This window comes from Citrobacter sp. Cpo090 (assembly GCF_030332665.1).
GTDB lineage: Bacteria > Pseudomonadota > Gammaproteobacteria > Enterobacterales > Enterobacteriaceae > Citrobacter > Citrobacter portucalensis.
Genome location: NZ_JAOWHK010000030.1, coordinates 328,466 through 341,510, shown reverse-complemented (window position 1 = coordinate 341,510; position 13,045 = coordinate 328,466). Strand labels below are relative to the sequence as shown.

The 13,045-nt window shown below is 53.0% G+C and carries 15 protein-coding genes; all 15 read left to right on the top strand.

Annotated features, from left to right (window positions below; translation table 11 throughout):
- The first annotated feature begins 79 nt into the window (after positions 1-79).
- The 15 genes from OGY83_RS14390 to OGY83_RS14320 all read left to right on the top strand — a co-directional run bounded on the left by OGY83_RS14390 (position 80) and on the right by OGY83_RS14320 (position 13,044).
- Positions 80-1,126, top strand: a complete 1,047-nt coding sequence (locus tag OGY83_RS14390; protein WP_079938148.1) for an AI-2E family transporter — start codon at positions 80-82, stop codon at positions 1,124-1,126.
- A gap of 469 nt (positions 1,127-1,595) precedes the next feature.
- Complete coding sequence (locus OGY83_RS14385) at positions 1,596-1,973, top strand: hypothetical protein (RefSeq protein ID WP_122973906.1); 378 nt, start codon at positions 1,596-1,598, stop codon at positions 1,971-1,973.
- A 68-nt stretch (positions 1,974-2,041) separates the two neighbouring features.
- Positions 2,042-3,103, top strand: coding sequence for a class I SAM-dependent methyltransferase (locus OGY83_RS14380; RefSeq protein WP_079938149.1), 1,062 nt, complete (start codon positions 2,042-2,044; stop codon positions 3,101-3,103).
- Between the two features lie 40 nt (positions 3,104-3,143).
- Positions 3,144-3,866, top strand: coding sequence for a beta-ketoacyl synthase chain length factor (locus OGY83_RS14375; protein WP_123268827.1), 723 nt, complete (start codon positions 3,144-3,146; stop codon positions 3,864-3,866).
- Positions 3,863-4,678 (top strand): lysophospholipid acyltransferase family protein, encoded by an 816-nt coding sequence (locus OGY83_RS14370; protein WP_079938151.1) that lies wholly within the window; start codon positions 3,863-3,865, stop codon positions 4,676-4,678. Before OGY83_RS14375 ends, OGY83_RS14370 begins: the two co-directional genes overlap by 4 nt.
- Positions 4,659-4,916 (top strand): phosphopantetheine-binding protein, encoded by a 258-nt coding sequence (locus tag OGY83_RS14365; protein WP_003827537.1) that lies wholly within the window; start codon positions 4,659-4,661, stop codon positions 4,914-4,916. The genes OGY83_RS14370 and OGY83_RS14365 overlap by 20 nt, the downstream gene beginning before the upstream one ends.
- A gap of 12 nt (positions 4,917-4,928) precedes the next feature.
- Entirely contained in the window at positions 4,929-5,180 is a 252-nt protein-coding gene (locus tag OGY83_RS14360; RefSeq protein WP_123268828.1) for an acyl carrier protein, read from the top strand.
- A 6-nt stretch (positions 5,181-5,186) separates the two neighbouring features.
- Positions 5,187-5,768 carry a COG4648 family protein gene (locus OGY83_RS14355; protein ID WP_079938152.1) on the top strand — a complete coding sequence of 194 codons (582 nt, stop codon included), beginning with the start codon at positions 5,187-5,189 and terminating at the stop codon, positions 5,766-5,768.
- Positions 5,765-7,126 carry an AMP-binding protein gene (locus OGY83_RS14350; protein ID WP_286636148.1) on the top strand — a complete coding sequence of 454 codons (1,362 nt, stop codon included), beginning with the start codon at positions 5,765-5,767 and terminating at the stop codon, positions 7,124-7,126. Before OGY83_RS14355 ends, OGY83_RS14350 begins: the two co-directional genes overlap by 4 nt.
- A complete protein-coding gene (locus OGY83_RS14345; protein ID WP_123268830.1) occupies positions 7,113-7,466 on the top strand; it encodes an ApeI family dehydratase in 354 nt (117 codons plus the stop codon). Before OGY83_RS14350 ends, OGY83_RS14345 begins: the two co-directional genes overlap by 14 nt.
- Positions 7,457-9,148: a glycosyltransferase family 2 protein gene (locus OGY83_RS14340; RefSeq protein ID WP_286636146.1), complete on the top strand. Its 1,692-nt coding sequence runs from the start codon at positions 7,457-7,459 to the stop codon at positions 9,146-9,148. Before OGY83_RS14345 ends, OGY83_RS14340 begins: the two co-directional genes overlap by 10 nt.
- Before the next feature lie 3 nt (positions 9,149-9,151).
- Complete coding sequence (locus tag OGY83_RS14335) at positions 9,152-9,574, top strand: acyl-CoA thioesterase (protein WP_003827529.1); 423 nt, start codon at positions 9,152-9,154, stop codon at positions 9,572-9,574.
- Positions 9,571-10,176 carry a LolA family protein gene (locus tag OGY83_RS14330; RefSeq protein WP_079938155.1) on the top strand — a complete coding sequence of 202 codons (606 nt, stop codon included), beginning with the start codon at positions 9,571-9,573 and terminating at the stop codon, positions 10,174-10,176. Before OGY83_RS14335 ends, OGY83_RS14330 begins: the two co-directional genes overlap by 4 nt.
- A complete protein-coding gene (locus OGY83_RS14325; RefSeq protein ID WP_286636145.1) occupies positions 10,145-12,463 on the top strand; it encodes an MMPL family transporter in 2,319 nt (772 codons plus the stop codon). Before OGY83_RS14330 ends, OGY83_RS14325 begins: the two co-directional genes overlap by 32 nt.
- Positions 12,460-13,044 (top strand): DUF3261 domain-containing protein, encoded by a 585-nt coding sequence (locus tag OGY83_RS14320; RefSeq protein ID WP_123268833.1) that lies wholly within the window; start codon positions 12,460-12,462, stop codon positions 13,042-13,044. The genes OGY83_RS14325 and OGY83_RS14320 overlap by 4 nt, the downstream gene beginning before the upstream one ends.
- The last annotated feature ends 1 nt before the right edge of the window (position 13,045 follow it).

Below are 13,045 nucleotides of genomic sequence, written 5' to 3'. Positions count from 1 at the left end.
GAAATCAGTAGCCAGTTTAGGAGTTTTAGTCGCAAACCAGCCGCTACACTTAATGCAAAAACGCAGGCAGGAAGAAAACATGACAACCCCTCAACCCGATAAAACGGGTTTGCACATTTTGCTCAAACTGGCCGCCCTGGTGGTGATCCTCGCCGGTATTCATGCCGCGGCGGATATCATTGTACAACTGCTACTGGCTCTCTTTTTTGCCATCGTATTGAATCCGCTGGTCACCTGGTTTATTCGCCGGGGGGTACGTCGCCCGGTAGCTATTACGTTAGTGGTCGTGGTGATGCTGATCGTTCTTACCGCGTTGGTCGGCGTTCTGGCGTCATCAATCACTGAATTCATGGACCTCCTACCAAAATACAATAAGGAACTGACGCGCAAGATTCTGTATTTGCAAGAGATGGTGCCGTTTCTGAATCTGCATATGTCTCCGGAGCGCATGCTGCAGCGCATGGATTCCGACAAGTTGATGACCTTCACAACCACGCTGATGACGAGCCTTTCTGGCGCCATGGCCAGCGTCTTTCTGCTGGTGATGACGGTAGTTTTTATGCTGTTTGAGGTGCGTCATGTCCCCTATAAGCTGCGCTTTGCGCTGAACAACCCACAAATCCATATTGCAGGGCTGCATCGGGCGTTAAAGGGCGTATCTCACTATCTGGCGCTGAAAACGTTGCTCAGCCTATGGACCGGCGCTATCGTCTGGCTGGGGTTGGCGCTGATGGGGATTCAGTTTGCTCTGATGTGGGGCGTACTGGCATTCCTGTTGAACTACGTGCCCAACATTGGCTCAGTCATTTCTGCCGTCCCGCCCATGATCCAGGCACTGCTATTCAACGGCGTTTACGAATGCGTACTGGTTGGCGCGCTGTTTCTGGTGGTGCATATGGTGATTGGCAATATCCTCGAACCCCGCATGATGGGGCACCGGCTGGGATTATCAACGTTAATCGTCTTTCTCTCTCTGTTAGTGTGGGGATGGCTACTTGGTCCGGTAGGTATGTTGCTCTCCGTGCCGTTAACCAGCGTGTGTAAAATCTGGATGGAAACGACCACAGGCGGCAGCAAACTGGCAATTTTGCTGGGGCCAGGCAGGCCTAAAAGTCGGCTTCCTTGAAAAACTACCAACCGAGGTAGTTTTTATATTTTTATATGACCGTTAAAATGACGCCAACGTAGTTATATATAGAATCTTATCTTAAATAAAGAGTGAAAGGGATTTCATTCTTTATAAAGAAAATACATAAGCCAAGATGATGGTTTCTTTGTCAAAACGCATAAAAAAAATGAATCCCCCCAAAGCATTTAACGTAAACTATCTACTTATCTTTAAAGGTTATTTTATTTGATACATTTTCTCTAAAAATCTATACTTCTCGCCAATGATGATGCTGAAAAATTCCGTTGAAGAAAGTCCTGGGATATTACTACCCGGTTATCTCATTACTTTTCTACCAACCATATGAAATAAAATGCTAATTTAGCTTAAATATAATCACAGGCAATACAAGGTGCCCATGATTTCGGAGTTTATTATTTAACACGTATAAACGGTACTTTGATAGGGAGCTTTAATGAAACAGTATATTAAGTGGTTTGCGGCCATTGCCGTTGTCGGTGCCCTGGCGGGTTGTGCACGCACTGCGCCGATCGATCAAGTTCACACCAGTGTGAGCGCGGGACATACTCAGGACCAGGTTAAAACCGCTATCCTGAAAGCCGGTATTCAACGCCAATGGGTCATGTCAGAAGCCGGACCAGGTGTTATTAAAGCTCGCCAACAAACCCGCGATCATGTGGCTGAAGTCCGTATCACTTATACCGCCACCAGCTATGACATCAAATACGACAGCAGCCTCAACCTGCAGGCCTCTGGTGGAAAAATTCACAAAAACTATAACCGCTGGGTACGCAATCTGGATAAAGACATCCAGCTTAATCTGTCAGCCGGTGCCAATCTGTAATTATGCCTAAAGTCGGGTCGAAAAGGCCCGATACTCTTATTATCTGCCATTTAACAGGTTGTCCCCACATGTACGAACAGGATTCGCTAAGCGCACTGGATGCCATTACTGAAGCACAACGTATCGCCTTTGCCCCTATGCTTTTTCAAACCGCGTTGTGTCTGCGAAATGCGGGAGTACTCACCTGGCTAGACAAGCAAGGTAAACGCGGCGCTACGCTCGACGAAATTACCAAGAACAGCACCATCAACGAATATGCCGCCAGTATCCTGTTGGATATGGGGTTAAGTGGGCGAATCATTACCCACAAAGAAGGATACTATTACCTCGCTAAAGTCGGTCATTTTCTTTTACATGACACGATGACGCGCGTGAATATGGACTTCACTCAGGATGTTTGTTACCAGGGACTGTTTTATCTGGAAAATGCGCTGAAAGATGGAAAACCCGCGGGATTAAAAATTTTTGGCGACTGGCCAACAATCTATCCTGCGCTATCACAATTACCGCTGGCTGCGCGTGAAAGTTGGTTTGCTTTTGATCATTACTATTCAGATGGCGCATTTGATGCCGCATTGCCATATGTATTCGCCAGCGCCCCTGCAACCCTGTACGATGTCGGCGGAAATACCGGAAAATGGGCATTACGTTGTTGTCAACATGATGACAATATTACAGTCACCCTCTTAGATTTGCCGCAACAAATTGCACTTGCCCGCGAAAATATAGAAAATGCAGGATTATCTCATCGCATAAATTTCCATGCTGTGGATATGCTTAGCGACTCGCCTTTACCTGACGGCGCTGATATCTGGTGGATGAGTCAATTCCTGGACTGTTTTTCCCCGGAACAAATTATCGCTATGCTAAGCAACGTTGCTCGGGTGATGAAACCAGGCGCGAAGCTGTGCATTATGGAACTGTTTTGGGATGCCCAAAAATTTGAGGCGGCCTCATTTAGCCTGAATGCGTCTTCGCTTTATTTTACCTGTATGGCGAATGGCAACAGCCGTTTCTACAGCGTAGAGAAGTTTTATCACTATCTGAATCAGGCAGGTTTTCAGGTAGATGAACGCCACGATAACTTAGGTGTTGGGCATACTTTATTGATATGTCAGAAGAAAAAATAAGAAACAATCGGAACAACCGATTTACCGCGGATACGCGTTGATGAAATTTGCTTTCAATATTATCGACTGGCAGGCCAGGGCGCCTGGGTTAAGCGAAACAGAACAGTGGCATGAATGGTCACGGCTTTCGCACGCCATCGATCCCACCGCGCCGTTGGCTAAGCTCAATGAGTTACCGATGATGACAGCTCGCCGCCTCAGTTCCGGCAGCAAACTGGCCGTCGATTGCGGTCTGGCGATGTTACGTCGTCATGATATCAATGCCGTTTTGTATACCAGCCGCCATGGTGAACTGGAGCGTAACTACAGGATCCTACACGCCCTGGCGACTGAGCAGGCGCTCTCACCGACCGATTTTGCCCTCTCTGTCCATAACTCTGCTGTGGGTAACCTGACCATCGCCGCGAAAAAACCGATTGTCTCCTCCTCGCTTTCTGCTGGCAGGGATACATTCCAGCAGGGGTTATGCGAAGTCATCGGGCTGTTGCAGGCGGGGTATCAGCGCGTATTGATGGTCGATTTCGACGGTTTTCTGCCCGAGTTTTATCACCCACAGTTACCACCAGACATGCCAACATGGCCGTTTGCCGTCGCGCTGGTCATTGAATCCGGTGATAGCTGGCAATGTGAAACCCGTCCACACAGCGCGCAGGGCGAGACAACGTTGCCGCAAAGCCTGTTGTTTTTACAACATTACTTACAAGATGCCAGGGCGTTTACCCTGCCTGGCGAACGCGTACAGTGGCAGTGGAGTCAGGGATGAACACGATGCTCCTGCGGCTTAACCGGGTATGGCGACTGGTGATGACCGGTTTTTGCTTTGCCCTGTTTGGCCTCGGCGGGCTCCTCCTGTCTACGATTTGGTTTAACGTCCTGCTGATCGCGGTATGGGATAAAGCCCGACGTCGACGTATCGCCAGACGCAGTATCGCTGCCAGTTTTCGTCTCTTCTTAACCGTGGCGAAGCGGCTAGGCGTGCTGGATTACCAGATTGAAGGACGAGACATTTTACGCAACGAGCAAGGGTGTCTTGTCGTCGCCAACCACCCGACGCTCATCGACTATGTCCTACTGGCCTCGGTCATGCCAGAAACCGACTGTCTGGTGAAAAGTGCACTACTCAAAAATCCGTTTCTCGGCGGCGTAGTCCGGGCCGCAGATTATCTGATTAACAGCCAGGCTGATGCGCTATTGCCCGCTTGCCAGCAACGTCTGGAGCAAGGCGATACCATTTTAATTTTCCCCGAGGGAACCCGTACACGCCCCGGAGAAGCAATGACGTTACAGCGTGGTGCGGCGAATATCGCCGTGCGCTGCAGCAGTGATTTACGCATTGTGACTATTAACTGCAGCGAACAAATGCTGGATAAAGAAAGCCAATGGTACAACGTCCCATCGGTAAAACCGATGTTTACCGTTTCAGTACACGAACGGGTTAAGATCGACCAATTTTACGACGCAAACTCACAAGAACCGGCGCTGGCCGCAAGGCAGTTGAACCGGCATCTTTTGCTTCAATTACAACCAGGTACTTTACCTCTTTCAGGAATTAATGATGCAAGCGCTTTATCTTGAAATCAAAAATCTCATTATAACGACATTGAATCTCGACGAACTGACAGCTGATGATATTGAAACCGAAGCGGCACTCTTTGGCGATGGCTTAGGTCTGGACTCAATCGATGCTCTGGAGCTGGGTCTGGCGGTGAAAAACGAGTATGGCGTGATCCTCTCAGCAGAGAGCGAAGAAATGCGTCAGCACTTCTTCTCCGTCGCCACGCTGGCATCTTTCATTCACGCGCAACGTGCCTGAGGATAGTCCGTTATGACCGAACAAAAAGCCATTTACACAGAAGTCTCCTCGCTGCTGGTCAAGCTGTTTGAAGTTGACCCGCAAGATATTAAGCCTGAGGCGCGCCTGTACGAAGATTTGGAACTCGACAGCATCGACGCCGTCGACATGATCGTGCATCTGCAAAAGAAAACCGGTAAGAAAATCAAGCCGGAAGAGTTCAAAGCAGTACGCACCGTACAAGATGTCGTCGATGCGGTAGAACGCCTTCTAAAAGAAGCGTAATTCTCCGTGTCGGGCACACGCTCGTTGCCAGTCGTACAACTGCTGACAGGTCTACTGTTGCTGGCCTGGCCGTTTTTGATCTGGTTTGGCCTGGCGCATAACAGTCTGCACTGGTTGCTACCGTTGATGGCGCTACTCCTTTTTTTACGCTTTCGCCAGACCCGGCGACAGGCGGGGCCGCTGCGCGTCGTGACACAGGTAGTGGCGGTCGCGGGTATCACCTTGTGCATTGCCAGTTATCTGCTCAAAACGCACCAGCTGCTGCTGTTTTATCCGGTAGTGGTAAACGCCGTTATGCTGTCGGTTTTTGGTGGATCGTTATGGTCTGCAATGCCCATTGTTGAACGCCTGGCACGACTGCGCGACCCAAATCTGCCCGATGCGGGCGTGCGCTACACCCGCCGTGTGACACAAATCTGGTGCGCCTTTTTCATCATCAATGGCAGCGTTGCGCTCTTTACTGCACTGAATGGCGATATGACCCTGTGGACGACCTGGAACGGTATGGTTTCCTATCTGCTAATGGGAACATTGATGGTCGGCGAGTGGTTAGTTCGCCAACTGGTGATAAAACGAGATACCCAATGAATCAGCCCCTCACACTTGCTCAATGGCTCTGTGACCCACGCCCGAACGACGTTCCTGTTGCGTGGCAGGAAGATCATACCTGGACGCTGGGTCATCTGCGCCACGATGTGGCCCAGTTGATAACATATCTACGGCAGCAGGAAGGTGAGCGCTGGGCATTGTGCTTCGAGAACAGCTACTTATTCATCGTCGCGCTGCTGGCAACGCTCCATGCCGGCAAAACACCGGTGATCCCTGGACATTGTCGCGTTTCGTTGTTAAACGAGCAGCACTTGCTGTTTGACGGCGTACTGAGCGATAAAGCGATGGACTGGCAGGGAACGCTGCGGGTGGTCAGCTCCGCCATGACATCCGTGGCCCACGACATCACGTTCCCGGCAATACGCAGTGACGCCTTTGTGGAGCTATTCACTTCCGGTTCAACCGGCCAGCCGAAACGCGTGATCAAACCGATCGCTCGTCTGGATAGCGAAGCGGCATTGCTCGCAACGCGCTTTGCCGATCGTCTGGCAGGTTGCCGGTTGGTCGCGTCAGTGGTACCGCAACATCTGTATGGCCTGACGTTTCGTATCTTTTTGCCGATGGCCTTAGGCCTGCCGCTGCACGCGGCGATGCTTTGGTATGCCGAACAATTGGCGGCACTGAGTTCTGAGCATCGGTATGCGTTTATCAGCAGCCCGGCGTTTCTGAAACGCCTCGACCACAACCTGACACCGCCGCCGGTCGAACTGATTCTGTCTGCTGGCGGCATGCTGCCCTGGCAGGACGTCACGCAGGCTGCTGACTGGCTAAATGTCTGGCCCGATGAGATCTACGGCAGTACTGAAACCGGGATCCTTGCGTGGCGCTATCGCCACCAGGATGATGTGGCATGGCTGCCCTTTCCCGGCGTCAGATTCCAGTCAGAAGACGACGCATTTCGTGTGTTTTCACCACTAATTAATGCTGATGATGGCCTGTTACTCGATGATGTTCTGCAGTTTATCGAAAACGGACAGTTCCGCCTGATGGGCAGACGCGGGCGGGTGGTCAAAATTGAAGAAAAACGCATTTCACTCAGCGAAGTGGAGCAACGTTTACTGGCACTGGATGGTATCTGTGAAGTCGCGGCATTGCCGGTCTCACGTGGGGGACGTCAGGGCGTTGGCGTCCTGCTGGTACTGGATGACGAAGCCCGGCAACGCTGGCTTGAGTGCGGAGGTAAACCGCAAGAGCTGACCTGGCGACGTTCGCTGCTGCCCTGGCTGGAGCCTGTCGCGGTTCCCCGCTACTGGCGGGTGATTGATGAGATTCCGGTCAACAGTATGAATAAGCGTGTCTATGCGCAATTACAGGAGTTATTTCATGAAACCCCATGAAATCGAGCGCCATCAGGCACTGCCTCATCAGGCTGAGATTGTTTTACAACTCGACCCGTCTCTGTTTTGGTTCAGCGGGCATTTTAGCGTGCAGCCACTGCTGCCGGGCGTTGCACAGCTGAACTGGGCGATGGATTACGCCACCACGCTGCTGGTCCCAGGCTGGCGTTTTCACAGTATTCAAAACGTGAAGTTCCAGTCACCGCTATTGCCAGATGCCACCGTCACCCTGAGTCTGAGCTGGCAGGAAGCGCGTCAGATGCTCTCTTTTAGCTACCAGCGCCACGACGGTGACGTGCGCCATACCGCCAGCAGCGGGAAGATTCGGTTATGCCGCTGACCTTTTCCCCGTGCGTGTTGATCCCCTGCTACAACCACGGCGCGATGATGTCGGACGTGTTGGATCGTCTTCGGCCGTTCAATCTCCCCTGCATTGTGGTGGACGATGGCAGCGACGAGACTACACGAGATGAACTGGCACGCCTGGCGGCAGAATACAGCAATCTGACGTTAATTCGCCTGCCCATCAACGCAGGCAAAGGCGCAGCGGTTATTCGCGGAATGCAGACGGCGGCAGATGCCGGGTTCAGTCATGCCGTGCAGGTCGATGCCGACGGGCAACATGCCATTGAAGATATTCCCAGGCTGCTTGCATTGGCAAAAGAACATCCGACAGCACTGATTTCCGGACAACCGATTTACGATGATTCGGTTCCTCGCTCGCGCCTGTACGGTCGTTGGGTAACCCATATCTGGGTGTGGATAGAAACCCTCTCGTTGCAGCTCAAAGACAGTATGTGTGGCTTCCGGGTATATCCGGTGGCCCCTACGCTGCAACTGGCACAGCGCGTAACGCTCGGCAAACGGATGGATTTTGATACTGAAGTGATGGTGCGCCTCTACTGGCAAGGCAATACCAGCTATTTTATCCCCACGCGAGTCACCTATCCGCAGGACGGGCTATCCCATTTCGACGCGCTTAAAGACAATCTGCACATTTCATTGATGCACACTCGCCTGTTCTTTGGCATGTTGCCACGCATCCCCTCCCTGCTTTGTCGTCGTTCATCGACACACTGGGCGCAGCAGCAGGAAGTCAAAGGGTTGTGGGGAATGCGCCTGATGCTGCTGGTCTGGCGTGTACTGGGTCGCAAAGCCTTCTCCCTGCTGCTGTATCCGGTCGTCGGCGTTTACTGGCTCAGCGCTTCAACTGCCCGAAAAGCCTCTCAACGCTGGATTAGCCGCGTAAGGGCGCAACTGATCACGCGCCGGATGCCAGTACCGCCAAACCTGACCAGTTATCAGCATTTCCTGCGTTTTGGCGGCGCGATGCTGGATAAGATTGCCAGCTGGCGTGGTGAGCTGCACTTCGGTCGCGATGTGATTTTTGCACCGGGTGCAGAAACGGCGCTGAATATCAGCGAGCCTCGGGGAAAACTGCTACTGGCTTCACATCTTGGCGATGTCGAAGCCTGTCGGGCACTGGCCCAGATACAGGGCAGTAAAACAATCAATGCGCTGGTATTTAGCGATAACGCCCAACGCTTTAAACAGATCATGCAAGAGATGGCCCCGCAGGCTGGATTAAATCTGCTCCCGGTGAACAGTATTGGTCCAGATACTGCCATTCTGCTCAAAGAGAAACTGGAGCGCGGTGAATGGGTAGCCATCGTAGGCGATCGCATCGCAGTCAATCCCCAACGCGGCGGCGAGTGGCGTGTATGCTGGAGCCGCTTTATGGGGCAAAACGCGCCATTCCCTCAGGGCCCGTTTATTCTTGCGTCTATTTTACGCTGCCCTGTAGATCTGATTTTTGCCCTGCGCCAGCAGGAGAAACTCCACATCTACTGTGAACCATTTGCCGACCCGCTGCTCTTACCGCGCGCCACACGACAACAGGCATTACAGAATACTGTCGATCGCTACGCCGAACGCCTTGAGCACTATGCGCTTCAGTCGCCCCTCGACTGGTTTAACTTTTTCGATTTCTGGCAACTGCCGGACACCAATGACAAGGAGTAAAGGGTGCTTAACGATCCCCGTTTTACGGCTGAAGTCGAGCTAACTATTCCGTTTCACGACGTCGATATGATGGGCGTAGCGTGGCATGGTAACTACTTCCGTTACTTCGAGATTGCCCGTGAGGCACTGCTGAACCAATTCGATTATGGCTATCGGCAGATGAAAGAATCTGGCTATCTGTGGCCCGTGGTCGACACGCGGGTGAAGTATCGCAATGCGCTGACTTTCGAGCAGCGTATCCGTGTACGCGCCCAAATTAAAGAGTACGAAAATCGCCTGCGTATCGGCTACGAGATTTTTGATGCCGAAACAGGTAAACGCGCCACAACAGGCTACACCATCCAGGTCGCCGTTGACGAAAAAAGCCGTGAACTGTGCTTTGTCAGCCCGGATATTCTGTTTGAACGGATGGGAGTGACACCATGAAATTATGGCCATTGCTCGTGCTGCTCGTCAGCCCTTTCGTCAGTGCCCTGACGCTCGACTCCCTACAACAGCGTTTTACCGAACAACCGGTGGTTCGCGCCCACTTCGATCAAACCCGGACGATAAAGGATCTGCCGCAGCCGCTGCGATCTCAGGGCAAGATGTTGATCGCCCGCGACCAGGGGTTGCTGTGGGATCAAACGTCCCCGTTCCCGATGCAGCTGCTGCTGGATGACAAACGGATGGTTCAGGCAATTAACGGTCAACCACCGCAGACCGTTACCGCTGAGAATAACCCGCAAATGTTCCAGTTTAATCATCTGCTACGGGCGTTATTCCAGGCGGATCGTAAAGTGCTGGAACAAAACTTCCGCGTGGAGTTCGCTGACTTAGGAGAAGGTCGCTGGACGCTACGCCTGACGCCAATCACCACACCGCTGGATAAGATTTTTGCGACGATTGATTTAGCAGGAAAGACCTACCTGGAAAGCATTCAGCTCAATGATAAGCAGGGCGATCGCACCGATATCGCGCTTTCCCAACACCAACTAACGCCAGCGCAACTGACCGATGACGAACGCCAACGCTTTGCCGCCCAGTAAACGTCCCGCGCTGTTTTGGGGAGTCATCTGCCTGCTTCTGCTGGGCATCTTTCTGACGCTGCTACCTCAGGCCCGCCTTAACAGCAGCGTACTGGCCATGTTGCCAAAGCAGGCGCTGGGCGCTATACCTCCGGATCTGAACGAGGGATTTATGCAGCGCCTTGACCGTCAGGTGGTCTGGCTGGTGAGTCCCGGTAAGCAACCGGACCCAGCGATAGCCCGGGACTGGCTGGCTTTACTGCAAAAATCGCACGCGCTAGCCCAGGTAAAAGGTCCAATGGATGCCGACAGCCAGCAGGCCTGGGGGGCATTCTTCTGGCAACATCGTAACGGCCTGATAGATAACGATACCCGCGCCCGACTGCAAAACGGCGGCGAAGCGCAGGGCCAGTGGATCCTGTCCCAACTTTACTCCGCATTCTCCGGCGTCAGTGGCAAAGAGCTACAAAACGATCCCTTCATGCTGATGCGTGGCTCGCAGTTGGCCATGGCCAAAACCGGGCAGCGTCTGCGCCTGATGGACGGCTGGCTGGTCACCCAGGACGAGCAAGGCAACTATTGGTATCTGTTACATGGCGAGTTGACCGGCTCATCGTTTGATATGCAACAGACGCACCAATTGGTCACCACGCTGAATACGCTGGAAGGTGAGCTCAAAGCCCACTATCCACAGGCTCAACTGCTGTCCCGCGGGACGCTGTTCTATAGCGATTACGCCAGCCAGCAGGCGAAACAAGATATCTCTACTCTCGGCATAGCTACTGTGCTCGGGGTGATCCTGCTCATCGTGGCTGTATTTCGTTCGCTGCGTCCGCTGCTGCTGTGTCTGATTTCAATTGGCATTGGTGCGCTGGCGGGGACCGTCGTCACGCTGCTGATTTTTGGCGAGCTCCATCTGATGACGCTGGTGATGAGCATGAGCATCATCGGTATTTCCGCCGACTATACGCTCTACTATTTGACCGAACGGATGGTACACGGTGCGGAAACATCGCCATGGCAAAGCCTTGCAAAAGTGCGCAATGCCCTGCTCCTGGCGCTACTCACCACCGTAGCGGCTTATCTGATTATGATGCTGGCCCCCTTCCCCGGTATTCGCCAGATGGCGGTATTCGCGGCGGTAGGTCTGAGCGCCTCCTGCCTGACGGTCATTTTCTGGCACCCGTGGTTGTGTCGTCGGTTGCCGGTACGCCCGGTGCCGGCAATGGTACTCATGCTACGCTGGCTTGCTGCATGGCGACGCAATAAAAAACTCTCCGTTGGCCTGCCGGTGGCACTGGCGTTGTTCTCGCTGGCAGGAATAGCGACGCTGCGCGTAGATGATGATATCTCCCAGTTACAGGCGCTGCCGCAGGACATTCTCGCTCAGGAAAAAGCGATTACCGCCCTGACCGGGCAAAGCGTCGACCAGAAGTGGTTTGTGGTGTACGGCAAATCCGCTCAGCAAACGCTGGAACGGCTGGAAACCTTTACCCCCGCGCTGGAACAGGCAAAAAAAGACGGGTTACTCAGCGGATATCGTACCATTCCGCTCAATTCACTCGCCCGGCAACAGCAGGATCTGTCTCTGCTAAAAGATGCTGCGCCCGCCATCACGAAAGCCTTAAACAACGCAGGTCTGGAAACGGTGAACCCCGATCTTAGCGCCATGCCCGTAACCGTCGATGCCTGGCTTGCCAGCCCGGCCAGTGAAGGCTGGCGCTTGCTATGGCTGTCTCTGGCTGATGGCGAAAGCAGCGTACTGGTTCCCGTTGAAGGGGTGAAACAAAGTGATGCTTTAAATACGCTCAGCGCAAAATATTCCGGCGTGGCGTGGGTGGATCGTAAGAGCAGCTTTGACAACCTGTTTGCCCTTTATCGCCATATTCTGACCGGCCTGCTGTGCATTGCGCTGGCAGTGATTGCCTGTGGTGCCGTCATTCGGCTTGGCTGGCGTAAGGGCTTAATTAGCCTGGTCCCCTCAGTGCTGTCTTTAGGTTGTGGTCTGGCAGTACTGGCCCTGAGCGGTCATGCGCTCAACCTGTTCTCGCTGTTGGCACTGGTGCTGGTACTGGGAATTGGCATTAACTACACGCTGTTTTTCAGTAATCCACGCGGTACGCCACTGACGTCGCTGCTGGCCATCACGCTGGCGATGATGACCACGCTCCTGACGCTCGGCATGCTGGTCTTTAGCGCCACTCAGGCAATCAGCAGTTTTGGCATTGTGCTAGTGAGCGGTATTTTCACCGCCTTCCTGCTGTCACCGCTGGCGATGCCAGGGAAAAAAGAGAAAAAAAGAAGATGATTAAACAGACATTCTGGCGCACCGCTGCGCTGGTCGCCACGTTGCTGCTGGCCGGTTGCAGCCACTCGCAGCCGGAACAGAAAGGCCGACCGCAAGCCTGGTTAGAGCCGGGTACTCGTGTAACGCTACCTGCCCCGGGGATTTCTCCCGCGGTGAATTCACAACAGCTACTAACCGGAAGTTTTAACGGCAAAACTCAGTCACTGTTGGTCATGCTCAATGCTGATGACAAGAAAATCACACTTGCCGGGCTGTCATCAGTCGGCATTCGCCTGTTCCTCGTGACTTACGATGAAAAAGGACTGCACACCGAGCAATCGATCATCGTTCCACAATTGCCGCCAGCCAGCCAGGTGCTGGCCGACGTGATGCTCAGCCATTGGCCGATTAGCACCTGGCAACCGCAATTACCCACAGGCTGGACGCTCGTCGATACGGGTGATAAGCGTGAGCTGCGCAATGCCCGCGGCAAAGTGGTCACGGAAATCACTTATCTGAATCGAAAAGGAAAACGCGAACCGATCAGCATTGAGCAGCACGTTTTTAAATACCACATCACCATTCAATATCTGGGTGACTGAG